This is a genomic window from Burkholderia sp. SCN-KJ, assembly GCF_024656005.1.
Taxonomy (GTDB): domain Bacteria; phylum Pseudomonadota; class Gammaproteobacteria; order Burkholderiales; family Burkholderiaceae; genus Burkholderia.
Map to the genome: position 1 here is coordinate 130,516 of NZ_JANKOG010000012.1, position 14,672 is coordinate 145,187.

Sequence of the window (14,672 nt, forward strand, 5' to 3'; positions counted from 1 at the left end):
TCAATCGGGGAACACCACGCGCAGCGCGTCGCTCGCGGGCCGCGCGCAGCAGGCGAGCGTCCAGCCCGCCGCGATCTCGTCGTCGTCGAGCACGTGGTTGCTGTCGAGCGTCACCGCGCCGCGTTCGACGCGGCACATGCACGCGCCGCACTGCCCCATCCGGCAGGAATTCGGCGCAGGCAGGCCGGCGCGCAGCATCGCGTCGAGCAGCGTTTCGCCGGGCGCGCTGTCGAACGCGAACGCCTCGCCGTCGAGCACCGTCTCGATCGCCGCGCCTTCACCGTCGCCGTCGCGATCGTCATCGCCGGACGCCGCCGCCGTTGCGGTCGATGCCGCCGGATCGGCCTGCGCCGGCGCATCGGGCAGCGACGCGAAGCGCTCGACATGCACGCGCGCACGCGGCAGCCCGAGGCCGAGCATCGCGGCGAGCGCGTTCTCCATGAACAGCGCCGGCCCGCAGATGAACGTCTCCTGCTGGCTGAACGGCCGCGCGAGTTCCTCGAGATGCCGCTGCAGCGGCACGCCCTGCACGCTGTCGAGCCAGTGGATCACGCGCAGGCGGCCCGGGTGGCGGTGCGCGAGCTGCCGCAGTTCGTCGCGGAAGATCACTGAGCGCTCGTCGCGGTTCGCATAGATCAGCGTCAGCATCCCGCGTCCGTGCACGAGCGCCGATTTCAGGATCGACAGCACCGGCGTGATGCCGCTGCCGCCCGCGAACAGCAGCAGGTCGCCGTCGAGCGTGCGCGGCGTGAAGACGCCGGCCGGCGGCAGCACGTCGAGCGCATCGCCCGCGCGGATGCGGTCGCACAGCCAGTTCGACGCACGGCCGTCGCGCACGCGCTTGACGGTGATCTTCGGCGCCGCGTCGATGCCCGGCGCGCTCGACAGCGAGTAGCAGCGCGCGACGGTCGCGTCCGTGCATGGCACGTTCAGCGTCAGGAACTGGCCGGGCCGATACGCGAACGCATCGCGCAACGCAGCGGGCACGTCGAACACGAACGAGCACGCGTCGTCGCTTTCGGCGATGACGTCGGCCACGGTCAGCCGGTGAAATCGGGGATCGCTCATCGCCGGCTCCTCATGCTGCGCGAGCCGCGCCGGCCGCACCCGCCGAAGCCGTATGCCAGCCGGCTTCTCCCGCACGGCACCGCGCGTCGTTCGACGCCAGCGCCAGCGCTGGCGCAACACCGGCGAACGCGTTCAGCACCTGCGCTGCCGCCGCGCCGATCAGCTGCACGAACTCGTGCACGATCGTCGTGTCCGCACCATTCTCGATATTGCGGTTCAATCTGCGTGTCATGGATCGTCTCGTTCCGATGCGGTAAAACGCACACCGCCGTCACGCGGCCGCGCGGGCCGCGGGCGCGCCGGGCGTCGTGTACGCACCGTCGAGATAGACGAGCGGATCGACGTCACCGCTCATCAGCACCTCGCGAATGCGCCCGATGAACACCGTATGCGTGCCGTATTCGAAGCGGCCGTCCTGCTCGCACACGAGGCTCGCCTGCGAATCGTGCAGATACGGCACACCCAGCGGCGACGTGTGCCACTCGCCGGTCGTGAAGCGCGCCTCGCCCTTCAGGCGGCCGCTGCAATCGATCGCGATGCCTTCATGCCGTGCCGACAGCACGTTCACGCAGAACGGCGCCCCCGCATCGAGCGGCGGATACAGCGACGCATTGCGGTTGATGCAGATCAGCAGCGACGGCGGATCGGTCGACAGCGAATCGACCGCCGTCGCGGACATCGAGTAGCGCCGGCCGTCGTGCGCGCTGCTGATGACCGTGACGGAGCGCGCGAGGCGGCGCATCGCGAGCAGCATGTCGGTGCGCAGCGGATGGGTGGTGAGATCGCTCATGGTTGGACTCCGTCAAGTTCAGTCGTGGACGGCCGGGATGACCGGCCGCCGGCGTCGGCCGCTTGCGCGGCCAGGTGGTCGGCGGCGATGAACCCGAAGGTCATCGCCGGACCGAGCGTCGAGCCCGCGCCGGGGTAGCTCGCGCCCATCACCGATGCACTGGTGTTGCCGATTGCATAGAGGCCGTCGATCGGCGCGCCATCGGCGCGCAGCACGCGCGCGTGCGCGTCGGTGACGAGCCCGCCCTTCGTGCCGATGTCGCCCGCGTCGATCCGCACCGCGTAGAACGGCGCCTCGTCGACCGGCCCGAGGCACGGATTCGGCCGGTTCTTCGGATCGCCGTAGTACGTGTCGAACAGGTTGTCGCCCTTGCCGAACGCTTCGTCGATACCGGTTGCCGCGTAACGCGCCATGTCGCGCAGCGTGTCGTGCAGCCCGGCCGCATCGACGCCGATCCGCACGGCGAGCGCATCGATCGTGTCGGCCTTCACGAGCACGTCGCGAAACGCGTCCGGAATGCGGGAATCGGGCATCATCGACGCCGGCATGATCGGCCCGCACGGATACTTGCGGCGAAAGCGCGCGTCGAACACCATCCACGCCGGCACGCACGCGCCGGTGCGCGCATGGTCGCGATACATCGCCGGCACGAATTCCGAATACGGCGCGGCTTCGTTGACGAAGCGCTTGCCGAGACCGTTGACGATCACGCAGCCGGGCAGGTTGCGCTCGACGAACAGCGCGCGTTGCTTCTCCTCGCCCGCGACGCCGACCGTAGGCGCGCCCCATACGTGTTCCATCAGCGCGAGCGCGCCGCCGAGCCGGTGGCCTTCGGCGATCGCGTCGCCGGTGTTGGCAGGCGGCGTCGCGCTCCATTGCATCTGCGTCGGTTGCGGCAGGTAGCGTTCGCGCATCGGCTGGTTGCGCTCGAAGCCGCCCGCGCCGAGGATCACGCCGCGCCGCGCGGCGATCGTCACCGGCTGCCCGAAGCGCTGCGCGCGCACGCCAGTCACGCGGCCGTCGACGTCGAGCAGGTCGCGCATCGGCGTGTCGAGCCACACGGGCACGTTGCGCTCGAGCAGCGCGCGGCGCAGCCCGCCGATCAACGCGTTGCCGAGCGTCAGGCGCCGGTCGCGCCGCGTGCGGCGGCGCACGCCGAAATCGAGCCAGTAGCGGCCGAACTGCGCGATCGCGAGCCTCATGAAGCCCGGCCCGCGCGAGAACAGCGTGTGCGCCTCCTTCGACGTCACGGCCACGCGGCCGCCGATCAGCGTGCCGGGCGACGGCGGACGCAGCCGGTCGAGTTCGTCGCCGAGCAGCCCACCGTCGAACGGCAGCGGATCGAGCGCGCGATAGCCCGGCATCGCGCCCGGCAGCTTCTGGAAATAGTCCGCGTACTTCGGCAGCGCCTGGTAGCGCACCGGCGTCTTCGTTTCGAGGTAACGCAGCATCTCGGGCGCCTGGTCGAGATACGCGTCGAGCCGCTCGCGCGACGATGCGCCGGCCGTGCACGCGTCGAGATAGCGGCGCGCAGCCTCGCGCGTGTCGGTCGCGCCGAGTTCCGCGATATGGTGGTTGCACGGCACCCAGATGCCGCCGCCCGAGATCGCCGACGTGCCGCCGTACAGCGCCGTCTTCTCGATCACGACGACGGACAGCCCGCGGTCGGCCGCGCGGCACGCCGCGAGCAGCGCGCCCGCGCCCGAGCCGACGACCACGACGTCGAACACGTATTGCTGCGCTTGCGTGTCGTTCATCGCGGCCTCGTCAGATGAAGTAGTCCGTGTTCTCGCGGCCGAGCATCACGGCGCCGAGGTTCTGGCCGAAGCGGTCCACGTTGTTCGCGTAGTGCGCGCGGGCCGCGTGCAGGTCGAGGAAGCGGCGCACCAGCGGATTGCGGTGATAGATGCCGTTGCCGCCCGCATAGCGCAGCAGCGCGTTCGCGGCCTGCGCGCAACGCTCGGCGACCTGCGCTGACTGGTAGCGGAAATGCACGCGGCGCTCGATCGACACGGCCGGGCCGCCCGTCACCGACGCCATCAGTTCCGCGAAATTGCGCTTGAGCAGCACCTTCATCTCGTCGATCGCGACGGCCGCGTTCGCGCACGCGTTCTGCGCGCCCGGATCGTCGGTCGTCTTCGCGCCGCTGTTGGCCGACACGCGCGTGGCCGCATAGCCGGTGAAATCGTCGAGCGCGCCCTGCAGCGCGCCGATGCACGACGTGCACACCGCACGCACGAAGATCTGCGCGAACGGCAGCCTGAACAGCGGCGCGTCGTTGACGGCCAGGCCCGGGCTCGTGCCCATCATTCCGTCGATCGCCTTGTGCGTGCGGTACGCAGGCACGAACACGTCGTCGACGACGATGTCGTGGCTGCCGGTCGCGCGCAGGCCGAGCACGTCCCAGTCCTGCTGGATCCGGTAGTCGGATTTCGGCAGCAGGAACGTGCGGTATTCCGGCGGCTGGCCGGCCTCGGCCGGCGGCACCAGCGCGCCGAGGAACACCCATTCGCACAGTTCGCTGCCGCTCGAGAACTTCCAGTGGCCGGACAGGCGGAAGCCGCCGTCCACCGGCGTCACGCGGCCGACCGGCATGTAGGTCGACGCGATCAGCGTCGCGGGATCCTTGCCCCATACGTCCTGCTGCGCACGCTCGTCGAACAGCGCGAGCTGCCAGTTGTGCACGCCGACGACGCCGTACACCCACGCAGTCGACATGCAGCCGCGCGCGAGCGCCATCTGGATGTCGAAGAAGGTTTGCGGATCGAGCTCGTAGCCACCATAGCGTTTCGGCTGCAGCACCTTGAAGAAGCCGGCGGCCTGCATGTCGGCGATCGTCTCGGCCGGGATGCGGCCCAGCGCGTCCGCCTGCGCGGCGCGGCCGGCCAGCGTCGGCGCGAGCGCCTCGGCGCGGGCGATCAGCGTGGCGGCCAGTGCGTTCGAATCGTTGTCGCGATGCACGAATGTCTCCTGTGATACGGAGCGCGCGCGGCGGCGCCCACCCCGTTCTCTCTCTATGTGATTCGTCGCGGGCGGCGCCGCGAGCGAGGGTTCCTGCTGCCGATGGTCGGCTTCGCGCGGCCGCGCCGCATCGTCCGAAGGGACGACGGGCACGGCGTGGCGCGACACGCGTCGCCTTATGCGCAGGCGCGCTCCTGCTCCTTGTTGAAGAACGGGATCACGTGCTCGCCGATGTTGCGGATCGTCTCCATCTGCGCGTCGTGCGGCACCGTGCCCATCTGGCACAGGAACAGCACTTCGTCGACGCCCGCTTCCTGCAGGCGGCCAACGTAGCCGATGCAGTCGTCCACCGTGCCGTACGCATGGTTCGGGTTCATCATCGCGAGCGCCGGATCGGCGAAGTTCACGACGACTTCCTCCGACGCGAAGCGCGAGCGGATCACCATCTCGCCGGTATCGGCCTGCACGAGGTCGTCGCCCCACTTCGCCGGGTCCGGACGCTCGCCGCCCGTGTACCAGTACGCAAGCGATTCCATGAAGTAGCGCTGGCCACGGATGCCGATCTTGCGGGCCTTCTGGCCGTCGGCCATCACGACCGTCGGGCACAGCGCCGCGAGGTGCTGGGTCGGGCGGAAGCCGACCTGGTCTTCCGGCTTGCGGTTCGCCCACGCTTCGCGATAGATCGCGTTCTTCTTCGCGACCTCATCGGGGCCGCCGAAGCCGAGCACCAGCGCGCCCATTCCGCGCTGGCCGGCGCGCAGCAGCGCGTCGGTGTTCGTGCAGGCGAGGTACATCGGCGGATGCGGATCCTGGAACGGCTTCGGGTGGATCGGACGCTTCGGAATCTTGATGTACTTGCCGTCGTGCTCGATCTCGTCCTGCACGAACATCTTCGGCACCAGGTACATCGACTCGTCGATCATCGGCTGCAGTTCGTTGAGGTCGTAGCCGAACGCGCCGGCTTCCTGCTGGCTGCCGCCCTTGCCGACGCCGAAATGCACGCGGCCGCCCGACAGGATGTCGAGCAGCGCGACGCGCTCGGCGACCTTGATCGGATGGTTCATCGCCGGCGGCAGGCACACGACGCCGTGACCGAGGCCGATGCGCGTCGTGCGGCCGGCCAGGTACGCAAGGAAGGTTTCCGGCGCGCTCATGTGCGCATAGTTGGTCAGCGACGTGTGCTCCACGCACCAGATCGTGTCGAAACCGACCTGCTCGGCCAGCAGCGCCTGTTCGACCGTCTCCTTGAACACCCGGTGGTCGCCCTCGCGCGATGCGTCGGTGGTCTGGGCTTCGTAGATGAGGGAAAACTTCATTGCGTGCGTCTCCATGTATGTTGGACGAGTCGGGGTCGCGCAGGCCGCCCGCACGATACGGACGAATAGCGACGGTCCACGGATGGGAGTGTCGGCGCGCGGGCCCGCCCGGGCATCGTCTGTTTGGAGTAACGGCACGCATGCGGGGACAGAGGGGTTTCACCGTCGTCCGATCGGACTGCGTCGCGGCCGGCACCGCGCGCTAGCATCGAACGACGGTGCGGTGCGCGCCGGACACATCACGACAAGGGAGAGAGGGAATGAAGGTATCGATGCTGCTGTACCCGGTCGACGACATCGACACGGCGCTGCCGCTGTTCGTCGACGGACTGGGCCTGAACGTGAAGTTCCGCGACGGCGACCGCTATTGCGCGCTCGACGGCGGCCCGCTGACGATCGCGCTGGTCGCCGGCGACGAGCAGATCGTCGAGCGCGCGGCGCTCACGCTGCGGGTCGATGAGGATGACGACCTGTACGCGGCGATGGCGCGGGTCGTGAAAGCCGGTGCGTCGGTGCGCGTGCCGGTGCAGGCCGGCCCGCACGAATACCGCGCGGTGCTGGAGGACAGGAACGGCGCGCTGCTGGTGCTTTCGCAGAAACGCGCGGCATGACACGGCGACGCGGTGCGTGGCGCGCGGACCGGCCGGCGGGGACCCGGCCGGATGCCGCGCGAAGCGTCGCCGTCCGGTAACAACGTGCGCTACCCGCTTTGATCGACCGCGCCGGGCGCGCGCAGGTCGCTGGTTTCCAGCAGCTTCAGCAGCGTGCCCGCCGGCTGGTTGAGCCGCTTCGCGGCGAGCGGATGGATTCGACGTCGGGCAGCGCGGGCGGCCGGTCGCCGTTCAGCGCATCGAGGCATCTTCCCGATGACCAGCGGAATCGGTACCATCGAGTGCTCGTAGACCGGCCGTGCGCCGGCGCGCGCCTGCTGCTGCCGGGCCGCGCCGCCCGGCACGTCGCCGCCGCGCCGGTCGCCGCACTTCCCGTTTCGTCATGTCCCGCGAACCCTCACACTCCGCGCTGCTGTGGATCGTCGCCGCCGCGTTCTTCATGCAGTCGCTCGACACGACGATCGTCAACACCGCGCTGCCGTCGATCGCACAAAGCCTGCATGCGTCGCCGCTCGCGATGCAGCCGGTCGTGGTCGTCTATACGCTGACGATGGCGATGCTCACGCCGGCATCCGGCTGGCTCGCCGACCGCTTCGGCACGCGCCGCGTGTTTTCCGCAGCGATCCTGGTGTTCTCGCTCGCATCGATCGGCTGCGCGGCGTCGCACACGCTCGGCCAGCTCGTCGTCGCGCGCGCCGTGCAGGGCATCGGCGGCTCGATGCTGCTGCCGATCGGGCGGCTCGCCGTGTTGCGCCGCGTGCCGGGCGAACGGTACGTCGCGGCGATCGCGTTCGTGTCGATCGCGGCGCAGCTCGGCCCGATCGTCGGGCCGACGCTCGGCGGCTGGCTCACGCAGGCGATTTCCTGGCACTGGGTGTTCATCGTCAACGTGCCGGTCGGCGTGGTCGGCTTCATCGCGGTGCAGCGCTTCCTGCCGCACGACCAGGCGATGCAGCCGCCGCCGTTCGACTTCGTCGGCTGCGCGCTGCTGTCGGTCGCGATGATCGCGCTGTCGCTCGCGATCGATCCGCCGATGCGCGCGCACCGCGCCGGCTGGGCGACTGGGCTGGCCGTGCTCGGCGTGGCGAGCGCGCTCGCGTACCTGCCCCATGCCCGGCGCCGCGCGCAACCGCTGTTCCGGCTCGGGCTGTTCCGCGAGCCGAACTTCGGCGCGGGGCTGCTCGGCAACCTGCTGTGCCGGATCGGCACGAGCTCGGTGCCGTTCATGCTGCCGCTTCTGATGCAGGTGCAGCTCGGCTATACGCCGCTGCAGTCGGGGATGATGCTGCTGCCGGCCGCGATCGCCGGCGTGATCGCGAAACGCTGGATCGCGCCCCTCGCGAAACGCTTCGGTTATGCGGCGTTCCTGGTCGTGAACACGGGGATCGTCGGTGGCGCGATCGCCGGGTTCGCGCTGGTGTCGGCCCGGCCCGCGCCGGTGCTGGAGATGGCGTTGCTGGTCGTGTTCGGCGCCGCGAACTCGATGCAGTTCGCCGCGATGAACGCCGTGACGCTCAAGGGCCTGTCGCACGCCGACGCCGGCAGCGGCAACAGCCTGTTCACGATGATGCAGATGCTGGCGATGGGGCTCGGCGTATCGATCGGCGGCGGGCTCGTGAACCTGTTCGCCGCGCATTGGGGCTCGATGGCGAACGGCTTCATGCTGTCGTTCGTCTGCATGGGCGCGGTCACGCTGCTGTCGTCCGTCGTGTTCCGGCGGATCGATACCGCCGCGCCGCCGCGGCCGGTCGCGCCGCGGCCGTCCGCGTAAGCGCCGCCGCGGGCAGGCGCGGCCGTCAGCTCACCGGGCGGCGCTCGACGACCCGCTTGAGCACCCAGCGGATCGACGAACCGTCGGCCGGCGGCTGCGCGACGCGATATTCGTCGACTTCCAGCACATATTGATAGCCGGGCTGGTACGCAAAGCCCTCGATGCCCGCGTACCACAGGCTCCAAGGCTCGGCCGGGCCGCTGCGCACCTGCAGGCAGTCCATCGGCGCGACGCCCGTGCAGCGCGCCGCCTGCGACGCGACATAAACGGTCCGGGTCACGGGCCGGCCGTCGGCCGGGCGGTCCGCGCGTGCATCCGGCGCGGCCGCGCCGGTCTGGCATCCGGCGAGCAGCGTGGTGCCGGCAATCAAGGCCGCGCCGAGCAGCGTTCTGGTGTTGCGATTCATCTGATGGTCCTCGGGAAGCGTTGGCGGGCCGATTAGACGAATGCTGCGCCGGCAAAGTTCACAAATGGCTTACAGCGCGCACGCCGCCACCCTCATTCGTGGGATGTCACGTCTGCACGGGCACGTTACCGTATTCCGGTGCAGGCAACCGCGCGCCGCCGCCGGCGGTCCGCATTCGCGCATGCACGCACCCGCACGCCCGGCGCACCGCGACCCGGCGGCGGCAACAGGAGACAACCCGATGACCACGGCGCCCCCGGCCCTTCCCCCGTGCCTTGCCCAATCGAAACTGACGCTCGAGCAGTACGACGCGCTGCTCGCGACAATCTACGAAGGCCCGCTGGAAGACGTGCCGTGGGGCGGCGCGCTCGAACAGATCCGCCTGCACCTGGACGCGAACTACGTGACGATGATCCTGCGCTGGCCCGCCAGCGGCCACGCGGGGCTGATGATCAATGCGTCCGCGGCGAGCGCGCCGCTGTCGGGCGTCGCGTCGTACAACAACTACTATTACGCGCTCGATCCGTTCGTGAACCTGCCGAGCGATCGCGTCGTCACCGTCGACGAGCTGCTCGGCGTCGGCGTGTGGCGCCGCAGCGCGATGTATCGCGAGTTCCTCGAGCCGTTCGACGTCGGCTACCTGATGGGCGCCGACCTGCGCACGCCCGACGGGATCGAATGCCGCTTCCGCGTGTGCCGCTCGCATCACGGCCGCGCGTTCTCGGCGACCGACAAGGCTGTCTGCAATGCGTTGCTGCCGCACCTGAAGCGCGCGGTGCGGCTGCATGCGAAGTTCGGGATGGTCGAATCGGAGCGCACGCTGTATGCGAGCGCGATCGACCGCATGCTCGTCGCGACCGCGATCCTCGACGAGCGCGGCACGATCATGAAGACCAATTCCGTCGCGGACGAGATCTTCGCCGAATGCGACGGCCTGCGCGTGCGTGCCGGCGCGCTCGAGGCATCGTATCCGCTGGAGGACCGCAAGCTGCAAAAGCTCATCCGCCAGGTGCTCGCGGAGCGCGCGGGCGGCGCGCCGTCGGTCGCGCAGGCGATTGCCGTGCCGCGCCCGTCCGGCAAGCCGCCGCTCGGCGTGCTGATCCGTACGGTCCCGCTCAGCGAATGGTCGGAGGACAATCCGCGCCGGCCCGCGTGCGCGATCTTCATCCGCGATGCGGAGCGCAAGTCGCAGGCGTCTCACGACATCGTGCGCAAGCTGTTCGATCTCACGCCGGCCGAGACCGCGCTGGCGCTCGCGCTCGTCAACGGATCGACGCTCGAGGAAGCGGCCGACGAACTCGACATCAGCAAGAACACCGCGCGCTCGCACCTGCGGGCGATCTTTTCCAAGACGGGTGTCACGCGACAGGCGACGCTCGTGCGGACGTTGCTGAACAGCGTGTTGTCGCTGGGGTGAGGCGTTCGACAGGCCGGGAAGCCGGATTCGTGGACGGGCTGTTAACGCCGGAAAGCAGGAAGCGGTCTGCACCGAAACGGCCGATGCGGACGGTATAAGCGCCAGCCGGAAACCCGTTCCGTTTCGCCAAGTCGTGATCGTGTATTACCATCGGCGTTTCCTCGTACGCTTCGTCGCGCCGCGTGAGCCCGCCCGGCCACGGGCGAGCCGCGCTCCCTGTTCGCATGACCTCACCCGTTCCGTCCGACACCGCGCTGCGGCCGCAGCCGATCGACGCGCTGACCGTGCCGGCCGCACTCGACGGACGCGCGGGCACCAATCGCTCCACGAGCGCGCATCCGCAGATCGCCGCGAACCATGATCTCGACGCCGTGCGCGCATGGCTCGCACGCTTCGTCGATACGCCCACCACGTTCCAGAACTACCGCAAGGAGGCCGAGCGCCTGCTGCTGTGGGCCGTGATCGCGTGCGGCAAGCCGCTGTCGTCGCTCACGCACGAGGATCTCGTCGTGTACCGGCAGTTCCTGCTCGCGCCCGCGCCCGCCGACGTGTGGTGCGCGAACGGCGGCCGCAAGCATCCGCGCGGCGACCCGCGCTGGCGGCCGTTCTACGGGCCGCTGTCGGCGGCCAGCCAGCGGCAGGCGATGGTGATCCTGAACGTGATGTTCTCGTGGCTCGTGCAGGCCGGCTATCTGGCCGGCAATCCGCTCGCGCTGTCGCGGCAGCGGCAACGGCGGCCCGCGCCGCGCGTCACGCGCCATCTCGGGCCGCCGCTGTGGCAGGTGGTCAAGGATGCGATCGCCGCGATGCCGCGCGACGATGCGCGTGCCGCCTTCCATGCGGATCGCGCGCGCTGGGTGTTCACGCTGCTGTATCTCGGCGGACTGCGCATCACCGAGGCGGCCGACACGACGATGGGGCAATTCTTTGCACGGCGCGATGCGAACGGGCGCGATCGCTGGTGGCTCGACGTGACCGGCAAAGGCGGCCGCCAGCGCCTCGTGCCGGCCACCGCCGAGATGATGGCCGAGCTCGCGCGCTACCGGCGCGCGCATGGCCTGCCCGCGCTGCCGGCCGACGGCGAAGCCACGCCGCTCGTGCTGCCCGCCGGTCGCACGCGCAAGCCGCTCACGCGCGCGGCGCTGCACCGGATCGTGAAGCTGGTGTTCAGGTTCGCGGCCGAGCGGTTGCGTGCGCAAGGGGATGCAGGCGAACAACAGGCGCGCGTGCTCGAACAGGCATCGGCCCACTGGCTGCGCCACAGCGCGGGTTCGCACATGGCGGACGGACGCGTCGACCTGCGGCTCGTGCGCGACAACCTCGGACACGTATCGCTGACGACGACGAGCCAGTATCTGCACGCGGACGACGACTGGCGACACAGCGAAACCGAGGAGAAGCACCGGATCGGCTGGTGAACGGCGCGCCGGCCCCTGCTTCAATATACGGCGGCCCAGTGCCCGGGCACCCACGCCCAGTGGTTGCCGGCCCAGCGGTAATGACCTTTCGCCCAGCGATAACCGGGCGCGGGCGGCGGCGGCATCACTTCGGCGACCGGCGCAGGCTGCGGCGGCCGCGCGGGTTCGACCACGCACGAGGACAGCAGCGCCGCGCTCGTCGTCACCCATACGGCAAGCGATACGGATCGGATCTTCATCGTCGATTCTCCCTGTTGTGTAATTGATCGGTCAGCGGAGGCGAACCCGCGTACGCCGTGCATCGAGCTGCGCATCACTCCGCGCGTCACGCGGTTCCGCGAACGAGGCCCGTCATCGGCCGCGTCGCGCCGCTTTCCGCGAACAGCGTCGACGCGGTATGAGCGGGATCGAGCCGCAGGCTTTCGGCGGCCGCGCCCGCGATCAGCGCGTCGAGCGACGCGGTCGGCTTCAGGTCGCGCCCTTCGTACAGGTCGCCCGGCCGCAGGCCCGGCCAGTCGGCGATCACGCGTCCGCCCGCGACCGCCCCGCCCGCCAGCATCGCGACCGACGCCTGCCCGTGATCGGTGCCGCCCGTGCCGTTCGCGGCGGCCGTGCGGCCGAACTCGGTCGCGACGAGCACCGTGGTCCGCTGCCACACGGGCCCGAGACCGTCGCGCAACGCGGCGAGCATCGTGTCGAGCGCCTTCAACTGATTCGCGAGCCGCGCGTTCTGCGCGCTGTGCGTGTCCCAGCCGCCCGTCTCGATCATCGCGATCCGCGGGCCGTCGTCGCGCGCGAGAAACGTCGCCGCGAGCTTGCCGACGCCCGCCGGATCCTGGCGCGCATGCGCGTCGCCGGCGAGACCGCGCGCGGCCATCGCCGATTGCCACAGCGGCCCGAGCTGCGCGTCGGCCTCGTACAGCGCCGACACGCGCGCGAGCAGGTCGTCCGGTGCGGCCGGCAACCCGGACGCCGCATACGACGCGGCCTGCACGCTGCCGCGCAACGCGAGCGGCACCGTCGGCGCGAACGCGATCGCGTTGTCCCGCGTCGCCGGCAACATCGCGGCGAGCCGGTTCAGCCAGCCGTCCTTCACCCGGTACGGCGCGCGCCCGCCCGTCTCGAGCACGTTCTGGCCGTCGAAATGCGAGCGGTCGCGATACGGCGACGCGATCGCGTGGACGAACAGCGCCTCTTTGTCGCGAACCATCTGCGCGGTCCGCACGAGCGACGGATGCAGCGCGAACGTGCCGTCGATGCGGGTCGCCGTCGACGCGTCGATCGCCAGCGGGCCGCGCAACGACGCATACGCGGGTTCCGCATACGGGACGACGATGTTCAGCCCGTCGGCCGCGCCGCGCTGGATCACGAACACGAAGCGCCGGTCGGTTTCGACGTTCGCGAACACGATGCGCGGCGCGACGAGGATCGCGCCCGCACCGGCGGCGGCGATGCTCAGGAAATGTCGACGGGTAAGGGATCGGGCCATGTTCATCTCCGTTGAAAATCGGGCGACACGAGCAGCAGTGCAAGCGACGTGGTCGCGCTCTCGGCACGCGACAGTGCCGTCGCCGTCGGTGCGCTCAGCGAGCCGGCCAGCAGCGTATTGCCGAGCGTGCGCGGGTCGAGCCGGTCGCCCGTGCGGGCGGCAAACCGCTGCGCGATCTCGACGCGGCGCACCAGCGCGTCGGGTGCGGCCCAGCTCGCGGCGACGTCGTCGTAGCCGGCCGGCGACCCGGGCCGCCATACCGGCTGGCCGAGCTGCGCGAGCAGCGGCGCGGCCTTCAGGTCGCCGGTATCGCGCCAGCCGAGCCCGCGCAGCGACGACACGGCCCACTCCCACGGCGTCTTGAACTTGCGATTGACCGGCGACCATGCGTCTGGCGCATCGACCAGCGCGCGATAGACGGTCGGCAAATCGCCGCCGCTCGTATCGAACGCACGGGCGAGCCGGTCGGTGAGCGCGCGCGGCGGATCGTCGGCGACGAAATGTCGGGCGAGCTGGAACGCGACATGCCGGCCCGTCGCCGGCGAACGCGCCAGATCGCCCAGGATCGCGCGCGCTTGCGCGTCGCCCGGCTGGTCGTAGGTGCGGCTCATCACCGTGCGCGCGCCCGGTTCGTGCAGTTTCGGGCGGAACACGAACGCCCCGGGCGCCGCATCGCCGGGCTGCGGCCCGCGTCCGCCGGCGATGCTCCAGCCGGTCAGCGCACGCGCGAATTCCGTCACGTCCGCTTGCGTGTAGCCGGTGCGTACCCCGAGCGTGTGCAGCTCCATGATTTCGCGCGCGAGGTTCTCGTTGAGGCCGCGCCGTGCCGCCGGCTGGCGGGCTTCGGCGCGCAGTGCGGCCGGGCTGTCGGGGCCGACCGAGCGCGCCTGGTCGAGGAACAGCTGCATCGCGGGATGCTGCTCGACCGCGACGAGCATGTCCTCGAAGCGGCCGAGCACGTGCGGGCGGATCGCATCGCGCTCGAATGCGCCCGCATACGCGGCGACCGGCCCCTTGTCGACCGACACCGCGAAATGGTTCGACCAGAAATGCACCAGACGCTCGACGAACGGCGTGGACGTGGCGAGCGCGCTGTTCAACCGCGCGGTGACGGCGCTGCGATAGGCGTCATGGCCGTCGCGACGGATCGACTGCGCACTCGCGCGCCTGGCCGCCGCGTCGTCGCCCGTCATCGTGTTGCGGGTCGTCGCGAAGCGCGTGGCGAGCGTGATCGCGTCCGGCTCGCCGGCCCATGCGGCCGGCCTCGGGTCGTAGCGGTCGAGCTGGGCGACCAGCGCGGCCTTCGGATCGGCAGGCGGCGCTTCGTCGGCCCGCGCGCCGAGACCGAAGCGGTTCAGCGCGATGGCGGCCGGTGAGATGTCGTTCGGGTGGTCCATGACGGGGGCTCTCGCGATGCGTACCCGT

15 protein-coding genes are annotated in these 14,672 nt (G+C 70.4%); 4 read left to right on the forward strand and 11 right to left on the reverse strand.

All coding sequences use genetic code 11. The features are described 5' to 3' along the window. From NQV17_RS20810 to NQV17_RS20835, 6 genes are all read right to left on the reverse strand, one after another. On the reverse strand, positions 1 to 1,068 hold the full coding sequence (locus NQV17_RS20810) for a ferredoxin--NADP reductase (RefSeq protein WP_257773686.1): 1,068 nt from the start codon (positions 1,066 to 1,068) through the stop codon (positions 1 to 3). 10 nt (positions 1,069 to 1,078) lie between these two features. Beyond that, on the reverse strand, positions 1,079 to 1,300 hold the full coding sequence (locus NQV17_RS20815; RefSeq protein WP_257773687.1) for a hypothetical protein: 222 nt from the start codon (positions 1,298 to 1,300) through the stop codon (positions 1,079 to 1,081). A gap of 39 nt (positions 1,301 to 1,339) precedes the next feature. Continuing rightward, complete coding sequence (locus NQV17_RS20820) at positions 1,340 to 1,858, reverse strand: flavin reductase family protein (protein ID WP_044845681.1); 519 nt, start codon at positions 1,856 to 1,858, stop codon at positions 1,340 to 1,342. Continuing rightward, positions 1,855 to 3,615 (reverse strand): FAD-dependent oxidoreductase, encoded by a 1,761-nt coding sequence (locus tag NQV17_RS20825; RefSeq protein ID WP_257773688.1) that lies wholly within the window; start codon positions 3,613 to 3,615, stop codon positions 1,855 to 1,857. Before NQV17_RS20825 ends, NQV17_RS20820 begins: the two co-directional genes overlap by 4 nt. A gap of 10 nt (positions 3,616 to 3,625) precedes the next feature. Continuing rightward, positions 3,626 to 4,819, reverse strand: a complete 1,194-nt coding sequence (locus tag NQV17_RS20830) for an acyl-CoA dehydrogenase family protein (protein WP_257773689.1) — start codon at positions 4,817 to 4,819, stop codon at positions 3,626 to 3,628. Between the two features lie 176 nt (positions 4,820 to 4,995). Continuing rightward, the gene (locus NQV17_RS20835) at positions 4,996 to 6,135 is read right to left on the reverse strand and encodes an LLM class flavin-dependent oxidoreductase (RefSeq protein WP_044845714.1); all 1,140 of its coding nucleotides are present in this window, start codon (positions 6,133 to 6,135) and stop codon (positions 4,996 to 4,998) included. A gap of 260 nt (positions 6,136 to 6,395) precedes the next feature. Here NQV17_RS20835 and NQV17_RS20840 point away from each other — a divergent pair, with 260 nt between their 5' ends. Then, the gene (locus tag NQV17_RS20840; protein ID WP_124484670.1) at positions 6,396 to 6,746 is read left to right on the forward strand and encodes a VOC family protein; all 351 of its coding nucleotides are present in this window, start codon (positions 6,396 to 6,398) and stop codon (positions 6,744 to 6,746) included. Positions 6,747 to 6,835: 89 nt separating this feature from the next. Here the strand turns inward: NQV17_RS20840 and NQV17_RS20845 are convergent, their stop codons facing one another. After that, positions 6,836 to 7,024 carry a hypothetical protein gene (locus NQV17_RS20845; protein ID WP_257773690.1) on the reverse strand — a complete coding sequence of 63 codons (189 nt, stop codon included), beginning with the start codon at positions 7,022 to 7,024 and terminating at the stop codon, positions 6,836 to 6,838. Between the two features lie 104 nt (positions 7,025 to 7,128). Here NQV17_RS20845 and NQV17_RS20850 point away from each other — a divergent pair, with 104 nt between their 5' ends. Continuing rightward, positions 7,129 to 8,517, forward strand: coding sequence for a DHA2 family efflux MFS transporter permease subunit (locus NQV17_RS20850; RefSeq protein ID WP_257773691.1), 1,389 nt, complete (start codon positions 7,129 to 7,131; stop codon positions 8,515 to 8,517). A 25-nt stretch (positions 8,518 to 8,542) separates the two neighbouring features. Here the strand turns inward: NQV17_RS20850 and NQV17_RS20855 are convergent, their stop codons facing one another. Beyond that, positions 8,543 to 8,923 carry a DUF4377 domain-containing protein gene (locus tag NQV17_RS20855; RefSeq protein ID WP_257773692.1) on the reverse strand — a complete coding sequence of 127 codons (381 nt, stop codon included), beginning with the start codon at positions 8,921 to 8,923 and terminating at the stop codon, positions 8,543 to 8,545. A gap of 241 nt (positions 8,924 to 9,164) precedes the next feature. Here NQV17_RS20855 and NQV17_RS20860 point away from each other — a divergent pair, with 241 nt between their 5' ends. After that, positions 9,165 to 10,340: a helix-turn-helix transcriptional regulator gene (locus tag NQV17_RS20860; protein ID WP_257773693.1), complete on the forward strand. Its 1,176-nt coding sequence runs from the start codon at positions 9,165 to 9,167 to the stop codon at positions 10,338 to 10,340. Between the two features lie 224 nt (positions 10,341 to 10,564). Further along, entirely contained in the window at positions 10,565 to 11,758 is a 1,194-nt protein-coding gene (locus NQV17_RS20865; RefSeq protein WP_257773694.1) for a tyrosine-type recombinase/integrase, read from the forward strand. 20 nt (positions 11,759 to 11,778) lie between these two features. On the opposite strand, the gene NQV17_RS20870 is transcribed toward NQV17_RS20865, so the two are convergent. The 3 genes from NQV17_RS20870 to NQV17_RS20880 form a co-directional block, all read right to left on the reverse strand. Beyond that, positions 11,779 to 11,997, reverse strand: a complete 219-nt coding sequence (locus NQV17_RS20870; RefSeq protein WP_257773695.1) for a YXWGXW repeat-containing protein — start codon at positions 11,995 to 11,997, stop codon at positions 11,779 to 11,781. Between the two features lie 86 nt (positions 11,998 to 12,083). Then, a complete protein-coding gene (locus NQV17_RS20875) occupies positions 12,084 to 13,247 on the reverse strand; it encodes a DUF1501 domain-containing protein (protein WP_257773696.1) in 1,164 nt (387 codons plus the stop codon). 2 nt (positions 13,248 to 13,249) lie between these two features. Next, positions 13,250 to 14,644, reverse strand: coding sequence for a DUF1800 family protein (locus tag NQV17_RS20880; RefSeq protein WP_257773697.1), 1,395 nt, complete (start codon positions 14,642 to 14,644; stop codon positions 13,250 to 13,252). Positions 14,645 to 14,672 lie beyond the last annotated feature (28 nt).